Annotated in this window: 19 protein-coding genes and 2 tRNA genes; 18 read left to right on the top strand and 3 right to left on the bottom strand. The window is 36.9% G+C overall.

Annotation, left to right across the window (positions count from 1 at the left end):
• Nucleotides 1-87: 87 nt before the first annotated feature.
• Nucleotides 88-1,116 (bottom strand): lactonase family protein, encoded by a 1,029-nt coding sequence (locus tag BCR21_RS12210; protein ID WP_069646725.1) that lies wholly within the window; start codon nt 1,114-1,116, stop codon nt 88-90.
• Nucleotides 1,117-1,305: 189 nt separating this feature from the next.
• Between BCR21_RS12210 and clpX the strand changes: the two genes are divergently transcribed.
• Together clpX and yihA are read left to right on the top strand one after the other, a co-directional pair.
• Nucleotides 1,306-2,559, top strand: coding sequence for an ATP-dependent Clp protease ATP-binding subunit ClpX (gene clpX / locus BCR21_RS12205; RefSeq protein WP_069646724.1), 1,254 nt, complete (start codon nt 1,306-1,308; stop codon nt 2,557-2,559).
• Nucleotides 2,560-2,769: 210 nt separating this feature from the next.
• The gene (yihA, locus tag BCR21_RS12200; RefSeq protein ID WP_069646723.1) at nt 2,770-3,351 is read left to right on the top strand and encodes a ribosome biogenesis GTP-binding protein YihA/YsxC; all 582 of its coding nucleotides are present in this window, start codon (nt 2,770-2,772) and stop codon (nt 3,349-3,351) included.
• A gap of 47 nt (nt 3,352-3,398) precedes the next feature.
• Here yihA and BCR21_RS17025 read toward each other — a convergent pair whose 3' ends face one another.
• On the bottom strand, nt 3,399-3,548 hold the full coding sequence (locus BCR21_RS17025) for an SPJ_0845 family protein (protein ID WP_167351784.1): 150 nt from the start codon (nt 3,546-3,548) through the stop codon (nt 3,399-3,401).
• Nucleotides 3,549-3,757: 209 nt separating this feature from the next.
• On the opposite strand from BCR21_RS17025, the gene yidD reads away from it, so the two are divergent.
• The 15 genes from yidD (at nt 3,758) to BCR21_RS12125 (ending at nt 13,978) form a co-directional block, all read left to right on the top strand.
• Nucleotides 3,758-4,048 carry a membrane protein insertion efficiency factor YidD gene (gene yidD, locus BCR21_RS12195; RefSeq protein WP_069646722.1) on the top strand — a complete coding sequence of 97 codons (291 nt, stop codon included), beginning with the start codon at nt 3,758-3,760 and terminating at the stop codon, nt 4,046-4,048.
• 19 nt (nt 4,049-4,067) lie between these two features.
• Nucleotides 4,068-4,937: an ROK family protein gene (locus BCR21_RS12190; protein ID WP_069646721.1), complete on the top strand. Its 870-nt coding sequence runs from the start codon at nt 4,068-4,070 to the stop codon at nt 4,935-4,937.
• A 375-nt stretch (nt 4,938-5,312) separates the two neighbouring features.
• Nucleotides 5,313-6,479 (top strand): ABC transporter substrate-binding protein, encoded by a 1,167-nt coding sequence (locus tag BCR21_RS12185; RefSeq protein WP_069646720.1) that lies wholly within the window; start codon nt 5,313-5,315, stop codon nt 6,477-6,479.
• Nucleotides 6,480-6,594: 115 nt separating this feature from the next.
• A complete protein-coding gene (locus BCR21_RS12180; protein WP_069646719.1) occupies nt 6,595-7,473 on the top strand; it encodes a branched-chain amino acid ABC transporter permease in 879 nt (292 codons plus the stop codon).
• A gap of 9 nt (nt 7,474-7,482) precedes the next feature.
• Nucleotides 7,483-8,451: a branched-chain amino acid ABC transporter permease gene (locus BCR21_RS12175; protein ID WP_069646832.1), complete on the top strand. Its 969-nt coding sequence runs from the start codon at nt 7,483-7,485 to the stop codon at nt 8,449-8,451.
• Nucleotides 8,432-9,208, top strand: coding sequence for an ABC transporter ATP-binding protein (locus BCR21_RS12170; RefSeq protein ID WP_069646718.1), 777 nt, complete (start codon nt 8,432-8,434; stop codon nt 9,206-9,208). Before BCR21_RS12175 ends, BCR21_RS12170 begins: the two co-directional genes overlap by 20 nt.
• Nucleotides 9,208-9,909, top strand: coding sequence for an ABC transporter ATP-binding protein (locus tag BCR21_RS12165; protein WP_069646717.1), 702 nt, complete (start codon nt 9,208-9,210; stop codon nt 9,907-9,909). The genes BCR21_RS12170 and BCR21_RS12165 overlap by 1 nt, the downstream gene beginning before the upstream one ends.
• A 4-nt stretch (nt 9,910-9,913) precedes the next feature.
• Nucleotides 9,914-10,579 carry a CBS domain-containing protein gene (locus BCR21_RS12160; protein WP_069646716.1) on the top strand — a complete coding sequence of 222 codons (666 nt, stop codon included), beginning with the start codon at nt 9,914-9,916 and terminating at the stop codon, nt 10,577-10,579.
• 231 nt (nt 10,580-10,810) lie between these two features.
• Entirely contained in the window at nt 10,811-11,389 is a 579-nt protein-coding gene (locus tag BCR21_RS12155; protein WP_069646715.1) for a hypothetical protein, read from the top strand.
• A gap of 1 nt (nt 11,390) precedes the next feature.
• Nucleotides 11,391-12,161: a class D sortase gene (locus BCR21_RS12150; protein ID WP_069646714.1), complete on the top strand. Its 771-nt coding sequence runs from the start codon at nt 11,391-11,393 to the stop codon at nt 12,159-12,161.
• Nucleotides 12,162-12,179: 18 nt separating this feature from the next.
• Nucleotides 12,180-13,034, top strand: a complete 855-nt coding sequence (locus BCR21_RS12145; RefSeq protein ID WP_069646713.1) for a hypothetical protein — start codon at nt 12,180-12,182, stop codon at nt 13,032-13,034.
• 147 nt (nt 13,035-13,181) lie between these two features.
• The gene (locus BCR21_RS12140; RefSeq protein ID WP_010760759.1) at nt 13,182-13,415 is read left to right on the top strand and encodes a DUF2969 domain-containing protein; all 234 of its coding nucleotides are present in this window, start codon (nt 13,182-13,184) and stop codon (nt 13,413-13,415) included.
• Nucleotides 13,416-13,505: 90 nt separating this feature from the next.
• Nucleotides 13,506-13,586: transfer RNA gene (locus BCR21_RS12135), tRNA-Tyr, on the top strand.
• A 10-nt stretch (nt 13,587-13,596) separates the two neighbouring features.
• Nucleotides 13,597-13,668: transfer RNA gene (locus BCR21_RS12130), tRNA-Gln, on the top strand.
• A 124-nt stretch (nt 13,669-13,792) separates the two neighbouring features.
• Entirely contained in the window at nt 13,793-13,978 is a 186-nt protein-coding gene (locus BCR21_RS12125) for a hypothetical protein (RefSeq protein WP_069646712.1), read from the top strand.
• A gap of 69 nt (nt 13,979-14,047) precedes the next feature.
• Here the strand turns inward: BCR21_RS12125 and BCR21_RS12120 are convergent, their stop codons facing one another.
• On the bottom strand, nt 14,048-14,656 hold the full coding sequence (locus tag BCR21_RS12120) for a TetR/AcrR family transcriptional regulator (RefSeq protein ID WP_069646711.1): 609 nt from the start codon (nt 14,654-14,656) through the stop codon (nt 14,048-14,050).
• Nucleotides 14,657-14,848: 192 nt separating this feature from the next.
• Between BCR21_RS12120 and BCR21_RS12115 the strand changes: the two genes are divergently transcribed.
• Complete coding sequence (locus BCR21_RS12115; protein ID WP_069646710.1) at nt 14,849-19,096, top strand: 2-hydroxyacyl-CoA dehydratase; 4,248 nt, start codon at nt 14,849-14,851, stop codon at nt 19,094-19,096.
• Nucleotides 19,097-19,233: the final 137 nt, after the last annotated feature.

The raw sequence follows: 19,233 nt of genomic DNA, 5'->3' as shown, positions 1-19,233 counted from the left end.
GAAAAATACTATGACTATCAGAAAGAATTTTACAAAATTCCAGCTGTTAATCATAGTATTTTTTACTTATTTGAAGCTCTATTAACCTTATTTAAAATAAACACATACACACTCTGGCGCATAAACATCTTTTTGGATCATTTCTAAAAGTCCAGTTTCTTCATTACGACGATAAAGAGTGAGGTTATCTGTATTTTGATTCGCTGCAACTACAAATTTCCCAGTTGGATCCAAATCAAAATCTCTTGGGATTTCACCTTCTGTAGAAATCAATTGCACACGTTCTACTTTACTGCCATCATCCGCTGTCGCAAAAACAGCAATCGAATCATGACCACGGTTTGATGCGTAGACAAAACGACCATCAGCTGAAATTCGAATTGCGGCACCACCGTTGAATTCATTAAATCCATCAGGTAAAGTCGATACTTTTTGAACTTGTTCAAATGAACCGTCGGCTGCATTATAAGCTAAAACCGTCACTGTACTGTCTAATTCACCAAACAGATAAGCAAATTGATTATTGGGATGGAAAACTAAATGACGAGGACCAGTTCCTGGTTCTGCAACATATTGAGCAACCTCAGATAATTTACCATCTCTGCTAACATCATACGTATAAACTCGATCCGTCCCAAGATCACAAACCGCTAAACGGCGATCTGGAGTTAAATCTGTGTAATGAACATGCGCGTTGTCTTGATTTTCATGAGGACCAGTTGCTTCATCATGTACGATCTTATCTGTATCTTCTAAATGTCCATCAGCTAAAATTCGATAAACATGAACGATTCCTTGATGATAATTCGCACCAAAAACCAGTTGTTTTTCTTCGTCAATCGCTACATAACATGGAGGAGCGCCAGCTTCGGTTACTTTATTGATCAAATCAAAGTGTCCGTCGTTGTTTTTGTAAGCAGCCATGCCACCTTCACCATCAACAGAGGTAACGTTGAATAAGTCACCTTTTTGATCGATTGCTAAGTATGTCGGGCTAGTTTCTTCTACTAATAAAGTTGCATCTGAAAGTGTTTCTTTCTCAGTATCTAGTGTAATCTGATAAATTCCTTTACTTTCTCTACGTGTATAAGTCCCTAATAAAATTTGTTCCAGCATGAAATTCCCTCCATTTTTTACTGCTGATTTCAAAGAAGCAGCAATTGATTTTCATCTTTTAGTATACCATAAGAATTCATTTAATTATCAAATCTTTTCAAATCCAATGTTCGCATTTTCACTTGATTTATGCTATCATATCTTAAGACTGTAACGACAGTCATTTTTAATTTTAGAGGGGTGACACGCATGTACGATAACACAAATAGCAACAATGGTGCAGTTCGCTGTTCATTCTGTGGTAAAACACAAGAAGAAGTGAAAAAAATCGTTGCTGGACCGGGTGTCTATATTTGTAATGAATGTATCGACTTATGTAAAGAGATTATTGATGAAGAATTTTACGACGAAGCCGTACGTGAACTAACGGATGTCCCAAAACCCCAAGAAATTTTGGAAGCCTTAAACGAATATGTAATTGGACAAGATCAGGCTAAGCGCTCATTAGCAGTTGCGGTCTATAATCACTATAAACGTGTAAATCAATCAGAAAATTCAAGCTCTGAAGAAGTGGAACTACAAAAGAGCAATATTTGTTTAATTGGATCAACGGGTTCTGGGAAAACATTTTTAGCTCAAACATTAGCTAAAACATTGAATGTACCATTTGCGATTGCAGATGCGACGAGTTTAACAGAAGCAGGATATGTGGGAGAAGATGTAGAGAATATTCTATTGAAGCTATTACAATCTGCTGATTTTAACGTAGAACGTGCAGAAAAAGGGATCATCTACATCGATGAGATCGACAAAATCGCCCGCAAGAGCGAAAATGTATCGATCACAAGAGATGTGTCTGGTGAAGGGGTTCAACAAGCCTTGCTTAAAATCTTGGAAGGAACAGTTGCCAGCGTGCCACCGCAGGGCGGACGCAAACATCCTCATCAAGAATTTATCCAAATCGACACAACCAATGTCTTATTTATTGTCGGCGGAGCTTTCGATGGTATCGAGAATATTGTCAAAAATCGCTTAGGCGAAAAAACAATCGGTTTCGGTACGAAAAATAGCAAGCTGAATGAAGACGAAAGCGTTATGCAGCAAATTATTCCGGAAGATTTATTGAAATTCGGTTTGATTCCTGAGTTTATTGGGCGCTTACCAGTCACAGCGGCTTTAGAGAAGTTGACGACAGATGATTTGGTTCGTATCTTGACTGAACCAAAAAATGCATTAGTGAAACAATACCAAAAACTATTATCTTTAGATGATACAGAATTAGAATTTGAGCCAGAAGCATTGCGTGCAATCGCCAATAAAGCAATCGAGCGTAATACTGGAGCTCGTGGGTTACGTTCGATCATTGAAGAAATCATGATGGATGTTATGTTTGATGTGCCATCAGATAACACGATCGAAAAAGTCATCATTACAGAAATGGCTGTTGAAGGAACTGGCAAACCAGCAATCGTTTATAATAAAAAAGACAAAAAAGCTGGTTAATTTTAAAAGACTAAAAAGTAGAGATGCGTCTCTACTTTTTTACTGATTTTATGAAATAAAGGTATCTAGTTGTTCGGGCTAGCCACTAGGCTCGGCTTCGATCGCATCAATTCCTAAGAGCTAAAGCTCTAAGGATTGAAGGTCTCAGTCACGTTTTCCTGTTGTGGCTGAATGAGCTTGTTCAGCTGTTAAACTTAGGAGGTTAGTAAAATGAATGTTCATAACGCAGAAATTATTATTAGTGCTGTTTCACCAAAACAATATCCTGAGACCGAGCTTCCTGAAATTGCTTTAGCAGGTCGTTCAAACGTTGGTAAATCATCATTTATCAATACATTGATTAATCGTAAAAATCTGGCTAGAACGTCTGGCAAACCTGGAAAGACGCAAACTCTGAATTTTTACCTGATTGAAGATGCGTTGCATTTTGTCGATGTTCCTGGATATGGATATGCAAAAGTTTCAAAAACGGAACGGGCTAAATGGGGCGAGATGATTGAAACCTATATGACGACAAGGGAACAATTAAAAGCTGTCGTTTCGTTGGTAGATTTACGTCACGCACCGACACAAGAAGATATTCAAATGTATGAGTTTTTAAAATACTATGAAATTCCAGTAATTGTTGTTGCAACCAAAAAAGATAAAATCCCTCGTGGTAAATGGAACAAACATGAAAGTATCATCAAAAAAGCGCTGAATTTTGATAAATCAGACGACTTCCTTCTTTTTTCTTCACAAACAAAAGAAGGAAAAGAAGAAGCATGGCAAGCCATTGAGAAGTATTTATAATAAAAAAATAGCTTTGACACCTTTCTAGAAGTGTCAAAGCTATTTTTTTATTTTTCTTTTTTCTTCTTTTCTTTTTGTTGCGCTTTTTCTGCCTGTTTTTCTAGTTCTTCTTTTGGCATTTCTACTTTTTTAGGATCTAACGCAAAAGAATCGAATAATTTATCTAAGTCATTTGTACTTTCAAATTTTAAGCCCATCGTTTACATGCTCCATTTCGTTTTAGATTGAGTAGAAGTCGTGTTGTACAACCTCTTTTCTCTAGTTTAGCACCCTTTTAGAAATTTGAATAGTTTTCTTTTTCAACTGTTACTAATTTTTATAAAAATAGTTTTACTTTCAATTTGTAAGCTTGCATTCGATTACAAAACAAGGTATAGTTTTTTCGGATAGAGAAAAGAGGGACGAAATGGCAGGAAATATTTTTATCGGAATGGTTCGTGGGTATCAGCGTTTCATTTCACCAGGCCTTCCAGCTAGTTGTCGCTATCACCCAACGTGTTCACAATATATGATCGATGCCATCCAGACACATGGCAGCATCAAAGGAATAACAATGGGAACGGCGAGGTTTTTACGGTGTCATCCACTAACAAAAGGCGGGATTGATTATGTGCCGCTGAAGTTTAGTTTAAAAAGAAATCCGGATCAGGAATATCATGGTCCCTATAATTATAGAAGAAACAAGCATAATAAATAGATGAAGGTGGGCTTAAGGGATGGCGATTTTAGCATTTGATTTTGGGGGTTCAGCAGTAAAATATGGGATTTGGAACGGTCAAGAAATAACCGACAAAGGAAAATTTACAACACCGAAAACATGGGACGAAATGAAAGCGTCGTTATTCTCCGTATATGAAGGAATCAGTCAAAATGTAGAAGGTGTAGCGTTTAGCGCACCAGGCGTAGTAGACGTTCAAAAACAAATGATCAACGGAATTTCAGCGATTCCTTATATCCATAAATTCAATATATTTAAAGAATTAGAAGAGCTATTTAATCTTCCTGTCGCAATCGAAAATGATGCGAATTGTGCAGGAATAGCGGAAATTTACGAAGGTGCTGCTAAGGGCAAAAAAGAAGTGGCGTTCGTTGTTGTGGGTACTGGAATCGGTGGTGCGATTTTCCATAATGGGCAAATTACTAAAGGAGCTCACCTTTATGGCGGTGAATTTGGCTTGATGTATCTAAGTGAAGGTGAAACGTTTAGCAAACTTGGAACAGCAGTCCAAATGGCTTGGCGTTATTGTGAACGAAAAGGGGTAGAGAAAGAGACTTTTTCTGGGGAAGACGTATTTACGTTTGCTGAATCTGGTGATGAATTGGCTATAGAAGAGGTCAATAATTTTTACGAGTATCTGACACAAGGACTGTTTAGTATTCAATTTTCACTTGATCCAGAGATGATCGTTTTAGGTGGCGGTGTTTCTGCAAAAAAAGGGCTACTCGATGAAATCAACCAACGTATGAAAGTAAAATTAGATCATTTTGAATTACATGATTTTATTCCGCAAATCGTGACATGTGAGTTTAAGAATGATGCCAATTTGATTGGAGCGGCTGCTAATTTTTTAGCAAGCCAAAATTAAAAATAAGCACTAAATGAAAACGTCAATTGCAGCATGCAAGGAGGCGTTTTTTTTACGTAAAGAAACCGAATAATCCACCTATATAAGTAACGAACGATTTTTAATAATTTGAATTATAGAAATTTTCTGAAAATTCATTGACATTTCATCTATTTTTGATTATATTTGTATACATACTTCTTTAATAATTATATACGCGAAGAAAATTATCTGGCTTTACGAATTCGTTCAGCTTTAAAATCATCTAGCTTTTGTGCTAGCTCTTCAGGAAAAAGATAAAAACTGATTGTGGTAAAAAGCACCACATTCTGTTTTTCCTATTTTCCAGTCAGAGCTGACCCGCACAACAAGCTTTAAAATCAAGGAGGAAACAAAATGAAAAAATTCAGTTTTTTATTTGCTAGTCTATTCTTATTAGCAGCATGTGGTCCAGCAGCTGGCGGAGGCGCAAGCGGCGGTGGAAATAAGGTTGAAGGTGACACGATCAAAATTGGCATGAATATGGAACTTTCTGGAGATGTTTCAGCGTACGGGAATGCTGAAAAAGAAGGAATTACCTTAGCTGTTGAAGAAATCAACGAAGCCGGTGGCGTTCTTGGCAAGAAATTAGAATTGATCGAAAAAGACAACAAATCAGAAAACGGTGAAGCAACTTCTGTTGCGGCCAATCTAACAGCAAAAGACAAAGTGGTTGCAGTCGTGGGTCCAGCAACATCTGGTGCAACGAAAGCGACAATTCCAAATATGACAAAAGCAGCGGTTCCTGTGATCACACCTTCAGGCACCGACGACAGCATTACGGTTGTAAATGATAAAGTGCAAGAATATATTTTCAGAGCCTGTTTCCAAGATACTTTCCAAGGAGTTATCTTAGCGAATTTTGCACAAGACAACTTAAAAGCTAAAAATGTTGTAATCATCGGTGATAATTCAAGTGATTACGCGATTGGTTTGACTAAATCATTTAAAGACACATTTAAAGGCAAAATCGCCAAAGAAGAAACATTTACAGCTGGAGACAAAGATTTCCAAGCAATCCTAACGAAAATCAAAGATCTTGATTATGATGCCATCTATATTCCAGGTTACTATGCAGAAGCAGGATTGATCATCAAACAAGCACGTGAAATGGGTATCGACAAACCAATTCTTGGCGCTGACGGATTCGGCGATGAAAAATTAGTTGAAATTGCAGGAGCAAAAAATGTTTCTGAGGTTTATTACACAGGACACTTCTCAGAAAAAGCACCAGCTACAGATAAAGTAAAACCATTTGTAGAAGCATTCAAGAAAAAATATAATAAACAACCGTCTGCATTCAATGCATTAGGTTATGATTCAGTTTATATGTTGAAACAAGCGATGGAAGACAAAGATTCAGCTGATTCAAAAGACATCACAGAAGGATTAGCTTCATTGAAAGACTTTGTCGGTGTTACAGGGAAAATGACGATGGACAAAGACCATAATCCTGAAAAATCGGCTGTAGTATTAGGCTTAACTGAAGGAAAAGAAACGTCTGCGGACGCTGTCAATCCTTAAAATAACCATTATGTATACGTAATTTAAAGAGGGTGAGACAAGGTTCCACGTTTTGTCCATCCTCTTTTTTCTTTAATCAAATAGCAATTATTCTAAAATATTGGAAGTGATAATCATGGAAGTAGTGATCCAGCAACTAGTAAATGGGCTTTTTCTAGGTAGTATTTATGCGCTTTTAGCATTAGGTTATACAATGGTTTATGGCATTATTAAATTGATCAACTTTGCCCATGGAGAAATCTATATGTTGGGCGGATTTATGGGTTATTTCTTTATCAACAAATTAAGTTTAGGGTTTTTCCCTGCTTTGATTTTATCTATGGCAGGCGCTGCTGTGATCGGCGTAATTATTGAGTTTTTAGCTTATCGACCGCTAAGGAAATCTACAAGGATCGCCGCTTTGATTACAGCAATCGGTGTTTCGTTTTTACTGCAAAACGGGATGATTTATTGGTTAGGACCAGAAAAAAAATCATTTCCACAAGCAATTGAATTTAAAAATTATCAATTAGGTTTTATTCAGATCTCAAATATCCAAGTACTTATTTTAGTTATTTCATTAGTGTTGATGATTGCATTACAATTGATCGTTAAAAAGACAAAAATGGGAAAAGCGATGCGAGCCGTTTCTGTTGATGCTGATGCAGCACAATTGATGGGGATCAATGTCAATCGTACAATTTCATTTACGTTTGCTTTAGGTTCTGCCTTAGCAGCAGCAGCAGGTATGCTGATTGGATTGTATTATAATTCCATCGATCCAATGATGGGGGTTGTTCCAGGGCTTAAATCATTCGTTGCGGCAGTCTTAGGTGGAATTGGAATCATACCAGGAGCGGCCCTTGGCGGTTTTGTCATCGGCTTATTAGAAACAATCACGATTGCACTTGGTTTTTCAGATTATAAAGATGCGGTGGTTTACGCATTGCTGATTATTATTTTATTGATTCGTCCTGCTGGAATTCTCGGCAAGAACATCAAAGAGAAAGTGTAGGTGGCAAATATGAAAAAAAATTTAAAATATAACGCTGTTTGGCTTCTAATTGCCGCTTTAGCTTATGCTTTTATTTACGTATTATATGTAACAGGTGTGATCACACCGTTTACTGAATATACCCTGATTACGATTGGCATCAATATTATGTTGGCGCTGGGGTTGAATTTGATTATTGGTTTTTCAGGTCAGTTTTCTTTGGGACATGCTGGATTTATGGCAATCGGTGCATATAGTGCGGCAATTATGTCTGTTAAGTATCCTACAATGGGCGGTTTTTTAAGTGGAATTTTACTTGGGATCGTGTTGTCAGGAATCGTAGCATTATTAGTTGGCATTCCAACCTTGAGATTAACGGGGGATTACTTGGCGATTGCAACGCTGGGGATTTCAGAGATCATTCGGATCATTATCATCAATATGAAAGAGATAACAAATGGTCCAGCTGGAATTTTTGGTATTCCGCCAATGGTCAACTGGTCGATGGTATTTGGCTTTGTAGTTATTGTGACTCTGATTATTGTTAATTTTATTCATAGCGGACCAGGGCGTGCGACAATGGCGATTCGAGAAGATGAGATTGCAGCCGAATCAATGGGTGTTAATACGACCAAATATAAAGTCATTGCGTTTATCATCGGTGCTGTTACTGCAAGTGTGGCAGGTGCGATTTATTCAAGTTATGTTCAAACGATTGCTCCAAAAGATTTTGGCTTTATGAAATCGATCGATATTTTGATCATCGTCGTATTTGGCGGGATCGGTAGTGTTACGGGAACCTTTATTTCTGCGATCGTGTTGGGAATTTTGAATATGTTCTTGCAAGATGCTGGTGCGCTTAGAATGATCATTTATGCATTAGCATTGATCATTATCATGATTTTCAAACCAGGTGGACTGCTTGGAACATGGGAATTTTCTGTAAAAAAATTATTCAATAAAAAGGAGGACAAATCAAATGCCTCTATTGAACGTTAGTAATTTAACGAAGAACTTCGGTGGACTTGCTGCCGTTTCCAATGTCAATCTATCTTTAGAAACAAATGAGTTGATTGGCCTGATTGGTCCTAATGGCGCTGGTAAAACAACCTTATTTAACCTTTTAACAGGTGTTTATGAACCAAGTGAGGGCAAGGTTACATTAGATATTCTAGGCAAAGAACATGTCTTGAATGGCATGAAACCATACAAAATTGCAGACATGGGTTTAAGTAGAACCTTCCAAAACATTCGTTTGTTCAAAGATTTAACCGTGATGGACAATGTTCTGATTGCAATGAATAGTAAAAATAAAGAAGGGATCCTTTCTAGTATTTTACGCTTACCGACTTTTTACAAAAAAGAAGCTGAGATGGAAAAGAAAGTATTCGAACTACTTGCGATTTTCGGCTTAGAGGAGAAAGTTCAGACATTAGCGAAAAACCTTCCTTATGGGGAACAAAGACGTTTGGAAATTGTGCGTGCTTTAGCGACTCAACCAAAAGTATTATTTTTAGATGAACCGGCGGCAGGTATGAATCCACAGGAAACAGCAGATTTAACTGAGCTGATTAGAAAAATTCAAAAAGAATTTCAAATCACGATTGTGTTGATCGAACATGATATGAGTTTGGTCATGGAGGTTTGTCAAAGAATTTATGTTTTAGAGTATGGCAGAATTATTGCTGAAGGCAAGCCAGAAGCAATCAAGAACGATCCTCGTGTGATCGAAGCTTATCTTGGAGGTGAACTATAATGCTAACAATTGAAAATTTATCCGTTCATTATGGTGTGATCCAAGCAGTGCGCGATGTAAGTTTTAATGTGGAACAGGGGGAAATCGTATCCCTGATCGGAGCGAACGGTGCTGGTAAAACCACGATCCTAAGAACGATATCTGGATTGAATCGTCCATCGAATGGTACTATCACGTTTGAAGGACAACAAATCCAGAAAATGGTTCCACAAAAAATCGTAGCATCAGGACTTTGCCAGGTACCAGAAGGCCGCCATGTTTTTGCAGGTTTAACTGTTCAGGAAAACTTAGAAATGGGTGCATTTTTACGCAAAGATGGCGATTTAAAAAAAGATTATGATATGATTTTTGACCGGTTCCCAATTTTAAAAGAACGGAAAAATCAAGATGCTTCAACCTTATCTGGTGGGGAACAACAAATGTTGGCGATGGGTAGAGCCCTTATGTCTAAACCAAAATTGCTATTATTAGATGAGCCCTCTATGGGACTAGCGCCAATTTTTATTCGAGAAATCTTCAATATCATTCAAGAAATCAACAAACAAGGGACAACCGTGTTACTGATCGAGCAAAATGCCAAAATGGCTTTGTCGATTGCTGATCGTGGCTATGTTTTGGAAACAGGTGAAGTTGTTTTAAGCGGTCCAGGCAAGGAATTATTAGAAAGCGAAGAAGTGAAAAAAGCATATCTAGGAGGTTAATAGCATGAGTGTAAGTGATTTTATGACAAAAAATTTAGTCGTTGCTCAACCAGAAATGAAAATTTTTGACGCAGTAGATTTGATGAAAAAAAATAATATCCATCGTTTACCTGTAGTCAAAGGTGAACAAGTGATTGGCTTGATTACAGAAGGAACGATCCAATCAGCGATGCCGTCAAAAGCGACAAGTTTAAGTGTTTATGAGGTAAATTATTTATTAAACAAGACGACTGTAGCAGATATAATGGTAAAAGATGTTCAAACAATTAAGCCAGAAGCTTCTTTAGAAGATGGTATTTTCAAAATGCGCCAAAATAATATTGGGGTTTTACCTGTTGTTGATGCAAATAAAACACTTGTAGGAATTATAACAAATAATGATATTTTTGATGCTTTTCTAAAAATTACTGGCTACAATGACGGCGGATCCAGAGTTCAACTTCGTATTCCAGAAGATCATAAAGGGATTCTAGCAGATATCACTAAATTATTGGCTGATAATGATTTTAGTATTTTAACGGTTGTCGTAAATCGTAAAGAGCTGGAAACAATTATTGAGCTCCAAATCGAAAGTCGCGAAACGCAACAAATTGAGAAAATTTTAAAAGAAGCAAATTATGATGTTTTTGAAGCGACATTTATATCTAAAAAAAATCTAAAAAGTGAATAATAACAAGAGATAGACCGATTTTTTTACTCAAAAAGAATTTGACTATTATAAGAGCATATGATAGTTTTATATAGTGAAGTATGAGTCTTCTGAACCAAGTTGGAATATTAAAGTGTCATACTCCTTTAATATTCTTTCGTTATGTCCTCTAAATTATAGAGGTTGTTGTTGGTATAATTTTTACAGACCTTTTGTAATTAATTATAAATATTTAAGATAGGAGGAATGAAAATGAAAAAAGTTATCGGATTTATTATTGCTGCTATAGCAGTGGTGAGTTTTGCAACTTCTGCTTCAGCAGACGGAGCTATCTCAGCAACTGAACAGACTGTCCTTAACGAATTAAACGCTGGTGTAACAATTGGCGGTAAAAAATTCAATTTTGGTCCAGCTGAAACGAATGCAGCTTCTAACCACTTGAAACGTGTTGATTTAACACAAGCTCAAGCGGACGAAGCAGTTAAAAACATTCAAGCAGCACGTTCTTTAGTTGAAGGGGTATCTGTTAATACATCAGGTGTTAATTCACTTGGAGATGCACTTAGACTATTACCAGCTAACGTAATTTCTCAATTACAAAATTACGTTGTTGCTGCTGGAAATGCAGTAGGTGTGAAAATCACTTTTGGAGCTGGCGGAACTTACTCTGCAGTGACAATCACTGATACTACAGGTGCGCCTGTATATAAAACTGGAACTCCAGTTAAAAATACAGGATCAAATTACGCGTTAAGCGGAATTACTTTTGGCTCATTGATCGTAGCTGCAGCAGGTGCAGTATTTGTGAGCAGAAAGAACAAATTAGCATAATATGAAACAATTAAAAAGAGTAGGGGCATTTATTTACGTGCCTCTTCTCTTTATGTTTTTTGGCTATCTCATTATTTACATAATTGGTGCACCTGTCATTAACTTCGCTTCTTCTGCAGTTGAATTGATCTCATTGAATGATGCTCCATCTTTTGATCAAAAAGGGACGAACCTTTTTGAAAAAAGAAATGATAAAAAAGAGCAAGCCTCATCAGAAAAGACCACAGATAAAATCGCCAAAGCGCCAACTAATGCATCGGACAAAAAGTCGACTGAAGCAGTTGCCGCTGGGATGGAAGTGTCTGAAAAAGGAGAGTTATCTTCTTCAAATATGGTCTATCCAGTAGGAGGAGATCAGTTTGGTGAGGTAGTGATCGATAAAGTTGGAATTAATGAACCATTATATTACGGAGATAGCGAAGAAATTTTGCGTTTAGGCGCAGGCCAATACATCGGCAGTATGATTCCAGGTGATCTTGGAACAACATTGATCGGTGGGCATAATCTTCCTTCTTTTGGAAAAATTTATTACTTAGAACCTGGAGACAAAATTGATATTCATACTCATTATGGTGACTATACGTATCAAGTAACAGAAGTAAAAGTTGCTGATTACAAAGATTCAGCAGTGAATACAAAATTAGGCGACCGCTCGAAAAGATCACTGATCCTTTATACGTGTTACCCATTAGATGCGATTGGTTTAACACCAGAACGTGTTTTTGTTTCAGCAGATTATGTATCTGGACCAATCATCGATGAAAAGTCATAAAGGAGGAGAATTAGTCAGGTGAAAAATTATGGTCGTTTAATGAAAGTAATCTCTCGCTTTTTTATTGCTTTTTTATCCTCTGTATTTTTATTCGCATTTTTGATTCTATTGACATTAAGACTTACTCTGTTTAGTGAGAATTATATTGCAAAACAAGCAGCTAAAGCAGATTATTATTCAGAATTAACTGAAGAAATCAATCGTCAAGTTGAAAATAGTGCTTTGGGGAGTAACATTCCAGAAGGTGTTTTGAATCAATCAATCAAAAAAGAGTTAGTGAAGACGGATGTAAATGCATATTTTAAAGCAATGTACAATACAGGGACGAAATATTCTATTTCTAATGAAAAAGAAATCCATGATGCTGTTTCTAAAGCAATCACAGATTATATGAAAGAAAAGAATATCCAGACAACATCAGAATCAGAGCTGGCTGTAACAAAACTTTCTGACAATGCTGTAAAAATCTATAAAGGTTATATCGAGTTGCCTTTTCTAGTTTCTTATGGACGGAAAGTTATGAATTATAAATCAAAATTGGTCATTTTTATGGTTGTTTGCGGTGTTTTATGGGCCTTATTAAGTTTCTCTCTCTATTCTTCATTAAGAGGCTATTTTCATCGTTTATTGAGATACTGGTCCTATATTTGGGTGGGCAGTGGCTTGATGATGGTAGTCGTTCCTGCAATCATTTTAATGCAAGGCTTTTTAAAGAAGCTAGGTATTCAATCAAAAGCAATGTATGATTTTATTCAAACTTATTTATCAAGTTTTTTATGGTTGTTTATTATTATAGGCATGATTTCTATTGTGGCAGGCATTATTTGCGGAATATTTAGTGAGGTCAAGAGGAAACAATTATTTAGTGCGTAAGTAGAATAGAAGGAATTTTATGAACTTAGGATAAAAGTGCGTGATGTTCCTTTGAAAAGAAGCTAAAGTGGAGCAAAACTTGTCAGGTTTTGCCCCACTTTCTTTTTTTCGTGTAACGTGATAACATAGATGTTTGGAGGGATGAAGATGTCAAAGAAAAATAAAGATATAGAAGTAAAAATAGAAGAAGCAGAAAAAAAAGTTAATGGTGAAACAATCACTGTAAGCACCTTAACGATTGGCAAAAAAGAAATTGGTCAAGTCTTAGCACAAGACACCAAAAAATTTGCTGTCGTAATTGATGGCCGTAATGAAGCGACTGTAAAAACGCTAGATGAAGCGATCGAATACATTATTCGCCAGTGGAATTTAAACGACTAAAATAAATAACAACTTTTTTTCGAAAAAGGCTTGCATTTTATTCAAAAGTTTTGTATTATAACTAAGTCAGGTTTTTTACTAAAACCTTTTGGAGGAATAGCGAAGTGGCTAAACGCGACGGACTGTAAATCCGTTCCTTAGGGTTCAGTGGTTCGAATCCACTTTCCTCCATTTTAACCTTTGGGGTATAGCCAAGCGGTAAGGCAACAGGTTTTGATCCTGTCATGCGTTGGTTCGAATCCAGCTACCCCAGTTTTTTATTAGAACAACTCAGATGGAGTTGTTCTTTTTTTGACTAAAAAAATAGATAGTGACTTTTGTTCTCTTTTTTCAAATTATGTGATAAAGTGAAGGGAAAAGTAGGAGGAGTGAGCCAGATGAATATCAAAGAGAAAATAACTGAAACAGCTGAAAAAGTTTACGACTTAGCGCGTGAAGGTAAATATGATGTTAAAGTAAATCTTTTTTCTAAAGAGAAGAATAAAGACAGAGCAAGGAGCATTCAAATTGTGTCTGTTAGAGACACTGCTCATACAAAAAAATGGCGTGCGAAGAATCGCTAAATCATTTTAAAATAGCTTACAACAACATCGTTTATATGTTGTTGTAAGCTATTTTACTTTAGGCAAGTCTTATTTATCGATTTCAAGCCCTAAAACTGTCAGATGACCATTTCCAACGAGTTTAATAACCAGTCTGGCTAAATGATTAGGAGACATGTCTGTGTCACTTGTGATCCACCAATGAAGTGTTCCAATAAATATAGAAGTCATATACTCAATAATAAAATCAATCGGCACTTCAATATCATTCTCCGTGATTTTTAGCTTAGAAAAGATATCTGCATATTTTTCATAGATAATATCCGCTAACTTCTTCCGCAACAGTTCATTTGAACTACCATCCATGATCGTTAGAAAAAAATTTTTGTTTTTTTGAATATTAATGTAAATATTTGTCAGTAGAAATTCAATCTGTTTTACCTTGATCCGATTGCTGACAATAATCTGTTCAGTATCGATAACAGATGTAAAGGCATTGATCGCAAAATCGAAAATTTGTTCATAAAGGTCTTGTTTGTCTTTGAAATGAGCGTAGAATGTTGCACGATTGATCATTGCTTCATCTGCAATGTCTTGGATCGTTATACAATCATATCCTTTTTCATCTACTAAGTGAAAGAAAGCTTCAATAATCATTTTGTGGGTCCGCATTACCCGAAGGTCGGTTTTCTTTGACATAAAAAATTCCTTTCGAAATAATCAACAGTTTTCAAAAGTTTGTTGCTTATCTCACAAATTTGGGTGTTTTGCCTGTTGCAATTAAATTAGAATCTTTCTAAAATATACATAAGTATTATATCAGACACCTTGTAGGATAATCAACAAAGTGTTGTGAAATAAAAGGGTATGGAATTTAAGGAGATAAAAACTATGACATTAAGAGCAGGAATAGACGTCGGTTCGACAACTGTGAAATTAGTAATTATTGATGAAGAAAATCATACGAAATTTGCGAAATACGAACGACATTACTCAGATGTAAAAGCCGCAACCGAAAAAGTTTTGAATGAAGCAATGCTTGATTTAGGTGAAGAAACACCAATCACAATGACGATTACAGGTTCTGGCGGCATGGGGCTGGCAGATGTCTTGAATATTTCTTTTGTTCAAGAAGTGATCGCCTGTACAAAAACAGTAGAAGAAATCATTCCAGAAACAGATGTAGCGATTGAACTGGGCGGTGAAGATGCAAAGATCACCTTTTTTGAAGGTGCATTAGAACAGCGAATGAATGGGAGCTGTGCTGGAGGAACTGGCGCTTTTATCGATCAAATGGCAGTTTTGTTAAAAACAGATGCCAACGGGGTCAATGAACTGGCTAAAAATTACCAAACAATTTATCCAATTGCTTCAAGATGTGGTGTTTTCGCTAAGACTGATGTTCAGCCTTTGATCAACGAAGGCGCTGCAAAAGAGGATATTTCAGCGAGTATTTTTCAGGCAGTAGTTAACCAAACTATTGCAGGACTTGCCGCAGGTCGGAAAATAAAAGGTAAAATCGCCTTTTTAGGCGGACCACTTTTCTTTATGTCAGAACTTAGAAAACGATTCATTGAAACCTTAGATGTGAAACCAGAAGATGTGATTTTTCCAGAAAATCCGCAATTATTTGTAGCAATGGGAGCTGCAATTTATTCGGAAGGAGCTAATCCAACAACCTTAGTAAATTTGATTCACCGTTTGACAAAAGGAGATCAAGAACAATTAAAGCCAACAGATACATTAGAACCATTATTTCAAGATGAAGCTGATTTAAAAGAATTTAGAGCGCGTCACGCAAAAGCCCAAGCACAAGAAAAAGCGTTAGCTGATCATCATGGTGTAGCCTTTTTAGGGATCGATGCAGGATCTACGACCACAAAAGTTACCTTGATCGATGAAGAAGGTAATCTATTATTTTCATTTTATGGAAACAATCAAGGGCAGCCCTTGGAAACCACGATGCATGTTTTAAAAGATTTATATCAACAATTACCAAAAGATGTATTTATCGGAAAATCCGCCGTTACAGGATATGGAGAACATTTAATCAAAAATGCATTGAAGGTCGATATTGGAGAAGTCGAAACAATGGCTCATTACAAAGCCGCAGATCATTTTCAGCCAGGTGTTGATTTTATTTTAGATATCGGTGGTCAAGATATGAAAGCGATGACCATCAAAGATGGCGTATTGTCTTCGATCCAATTGAATGAAGCCTGTTCCTCAGGGTGCGGTTCGTTTATCGAAACATTTGCCAAATCATTGAATTTTGATGTAAAAAACTTTGCACTCGAAGCGCTAAGTTCTAAAGCACCTGTTGATTTGGGCTCTCGTTGTACCGTATTCATGAATTCAAAAGTCAAACAAGTTCAAAAAGAAGGCGCATCAGTTGGGGATATTTCCGCGGGATTATCTTACTCTGTAATTAAAAATGCGATTTACAAAGTAATCAAAGTTCGACGTCCCGAAGAATTAGGAAAAAAAATCGTTTGCCAAGGCGGAACTTTTTATAATGAAGCTGTTTTGCGTGCGTTTGAAATGATCAGTGAACGAGAAGTTGTCCGTCCTTCTATTGCAGGGTTGATGGGCGCATATGGCGCTGCCTTGATTGCGTTAGAAAATTATGAACTAGGACAAGAAACAACGATCCTCGGTCTTGGAGAGCTAGATACTTTTACAGCAGATAAAGAGTTTACTCATTGTGGTTTATGTGAAAATAATTGTATGATGACCGTTACGATTTTTTCTGACGGACGGCAATTTGTTACGGGAAATCGTTGTGAGCGCGGTGCCAGAATCAAAGTAAAAAAAGAAGACCGCAGAGTCAATTTAGTTGACTATAAATACCGAAAATTGTTTAAATATCGTCCACTGAAAGAAAAAGATGCAGTCCATGGCAGAATCGGGATTCCTCGTGTTTTGAATATGTATGAAAACTATCCACTGTGGCATACGTTCTTCACTGATCTAGGTTTTAGAGTTGAGTTATCACCACGGTCAAATAAAGAGTTGTACGAACAAGGGATGGAAACGATTCCCAGTGATACAGCTTGTTATCCAGCAAAAATTTCTCATGGCCATATTCAAGCATTGATCGATTCACAAGTGCCGATGATTTTTTACCCTGGTGTGGTTTTTGAACGTCAAGAATCGGCAGAAGCAGATAATCATTTTAATTGTCCAATCGTGCAAAGTTATCCTGATGTTATTCGTAATAATGTAGATGACATTCGTGATGGTAAAGTTGATTACCGTAACCCGTATATTAATTTAGCCAATGAAGCATCAGTTGCCAAAGTTTTAAGCGAAACATTTGCGGATCTAGGAATCTCGCCAGAGCAAGTCACTCAAGCATTGCGCCATGGATATGAAGAATTAGATGCATTCAAAGAGGATGTCCGTAACAAAGGGGAAGAAACACTGGTAATGCTGAATCAAAAAGGGGAAAAGGGAATCGTTTTATCCGGTCGTCCTTATCATTTAGATCCAGAAATCAATCATGGTATTGCTGATGTTATAACACAAGAAGGCTTCCATGTATTGACCGAAGATTGTGTTTCTCATTTAAGTGATGTCGGAAATTTACGTGTTGTTAACCAATGGGTTTATCATTCGCGTTTATATGCAGCGGCGCGTGTTGTAGCAAAATCAAAAAATCTTGAATTAGTTCAGCTGAATTCATTTGGTTGCGGTTTAGATGCTGTTACGACGGATCAAGTGGAAGAAATCATGGATCAATATGGAAAAATTTATACTGTCTTGAAAATCGATGAAGGTTCGAATTTAGGTGCGATCCGTATTCGTTTACGTTCCTTGAAAGCAGCCGTTGGTGAGCGAGAAAAAATGAATTTTGAGCCAAAACTGCAGCATGAAGAGCCAGAGAAAATCATCTTTACCAAAGAAATGAAAAAGACACATACCTTATTATTACCAATGCTTAGCCCCATTCATCAATCTGGTTTAGTAGATGTTGCTTTAAAAGCTTCCGGCTATAATGTGGTTTGTTTACCAGCAGACGATCGAGAAGCTGTAAATGTCGGTCTGAAATATGTGAATAACGATGCGTGTTATCCAGCGATTATTTCAATCGGTCAATTAGTTGAAGCACTGGAAAGTGGAGAATACGATTTAGATCATGTCAGTGTGATGATGACGCAAACAGGCGGCGGTTGTCGTGCAACAAATTATATCCCATTGCTTAGAAAAGCCTTGAACGATGCTGGATTCCCACAAGTTCCTGTGGTTTCAGTTTCGATGGGAAATAAAGGGGTTGAGTCTAATCCAGGCTTTAAATTTACATTACCGATGTTGAAACGTGTCGCTGTAGCCTTTTTATATGGAGATTTATTCGAACGAGTTGTTTATCGCACTCGTCCTTATGAAACCAAAGTCGGCATGATTGATGCACTTCATGCTAAATGGCTAAAACAAATCGAGAAAAATGTCCGCAATGGTTCATTGACCTTATTCAATCGAAATATGAAAAAAATCATCAAAGAATTTGATGAAATCCCATTGAATGAAGTCAAGAAACCGAAAGTTGGGATCGTTGGCGAAATCTTGGTGAAATACTCACCAACTGCCAATAATGATATCGTTCGTTTGCTTGAAGCGGAAGGGGCAGAAGCTGTTGTGCCGGATATTGTTGGATTTATGAATTACTCTTTGTACAATCAAATTTGGAAATACGATAATATGGGGATGTCTAAACAAAGTAAAACCTTAGCTCAATTTGCGATCCGGATTATTGAATATGTAGAAAAACCAATGGACAAGGCCTTGAGAAATTCTAAACGTTTTGAAGGCCTGAGCTCTATTCATGAATTAGCAGAAGATGCAGGGAAAATTCTTTCAATTGGAAATCATACTGGCGAAGGCTGGTTTTTAACAGGGGAAATGATCGAATTGTTGAAATCAGATGTGAATAATATCGTGTGTATGCAGCCTTTCGGATGTCTACCAAACCATGTTGTGGGTAAAGGTGTAACGAAAGAGTTGCGTCGCCAATATCCTAAAGCCAATATTGCCCCAATCGATTACGATCCAGGTGTGTCATTGGTGAATCAACTGAATCGGATTCGCTTGATGATGGCAACAGCACATAAAATGATGGATGAAGAAAAAGTCCGTTCGTAGGTTGATGTGATCAAAGGAGCCAATTTTTTCGCTATTTACTTGGATTTTGAGTGTGAAACGAAACTTATTTTTAGTTTTGTTTCACACTCTATTTTTATTTAAGCAAAGCCACAAACAAAGAAAGTTTTAATTCTTCT

The organism is Enterococcus ureasiticus (genome assembly GCF_001730285.1).
In the GTDB taxonomy this organism is placed as follows: domain Bacteria; phylum Bacillota; class Bacilli; order Lactobacillales; family Enterococcaceae; genus Enterococcus_L; species Enterococcus_L ureasiticus.
The sequence above is the reverse complement of the archived record's forward strand: the minus strand, read 5'-3'. Positions and strand labels throughout refer to the sequence as shown.

Bases quoted from the DNA above. Each gene is read 5' to 3' on its own strand.
- BCR21_RS12120 (WP_069646711.1), bottom strand. From the start codon at position 14,656: ATGTCAAAGAAAACCGACCTTCGGGTAATGCGGACCCACAAAATGATT.
- BCR21_RS12125 (WP_069646712.1), top strand. From the start codon at position 13,793: ATGAATATCAAAGAGAAAATAACTGAAACAGCTGAAAAAGTTTACGAC.
- BCR21_RS12210 (WP_069646725.1), bottom strand. From the start codon at position 1,116: ATGCTGGAACAAATTTTATTAGGGACTTATACACGTAGAGAAAGTAAA.
- yihA (WP_069646723.1), top strand. From the start codon at position 2,770: ATGAATGTTCATAACGCAGAAATTATTATTAGTGCTGTTTCACCAAAA.
- BCR21_RS12115 (WP_069646710.1), top strand. From the start codon at position 14,849: ATGACATTAAGAGCAGGAATAGACGTCGGTTCGACAACTGTGAAATTA.
- clpX (WP_069646724.1), top strand. From the start codon at position 1,306: ATGTACGATAACACAAATAGCAACAATGGTGCAGTTCGCTGTTCATTC.
- BCR21_RS12140 (WP_010760759.1), top strand. From the start codon at position 13,182: ATGTCAAAGAAAAATAAAGATATAGAAGTAAAAATAGAAGAAGCAGAA.
- BCR21_RS12170 (WP_069646718.1), top strand. From the start codon at position 8,432: ATGCCTCTATTGAACGTTAGTAATTTAACGAAGAACTTCGGTGGACTT.
- yidD (WP_069646722.1), top strand. From the start codon at position 3,758: ATGGCAGGAAATATTTTTATCGGAATGGTTCGTGGGTATCAGCGTTTC.
- BCR21_RS12190 (WP_069646721.1), top strand. From the start codon at position 4,068: ATGGCGATTTTAGCATTTGATTTTGGGGGTTCAGCAGTAAAATATGGG.
- BCR21_RS12185 (WP_069646720.1), top strand. From the start codon at position 5,313: ATGAAAAAATTCAGTTTTTTATTTGCTAGTCTATTCTTATTAGCAGCA.
- BCR21_RS12150 (WP_069646714.1), top strand. From the start codon at position 11,391: ATGAAACAATTAAAAAGAGTAGGGGCATTTATTTACGTGCCTCTTCTC.
- BCR21_RS17025 (WP_167351784.1), bottom strand. From the start codon at position 3,548: ATGGGCTTAAAATTTGAAAGTACAAATGACTTAGATAAATTATTCGAT.
- BCR21_RS12165 (WP_069646717.1), top strand. From the start codon at position 9,208: ATGCTAACAATTGAAAATTTATCCGTTCATTATGGTGTGATCCAAGCA.
- BCR21_RS12155 (WP_069646715.1), top strand. From the start codon at position 10,811: ATGAAAAAAGTTATCGGATTTATTATTGCTGCTATAGCAGTGGTGAGT.
- BCR21_RS12160 (WP_069646716.1), top strand. From the start codon at position 9,914: ATGAGTGTAAGTGATTTTATGACAAAAAATTTAGTCGTTGCTCAACCA.
- BCR21_RS12180 (WP_069646719.1), top strand. From the start codon at position 6,595: ATGGAAGTAGTGATCCAGCAACTAGTAAATGGGCTTTTTCTAGGTAGT.
- BCR21_RS12175 (WP_069646832.1), top strand. From the start codon at position 7,483: ATGAAAAAAAATTTAAAATATAACGCTGTTTGGCTTCTAATTGCCGCT.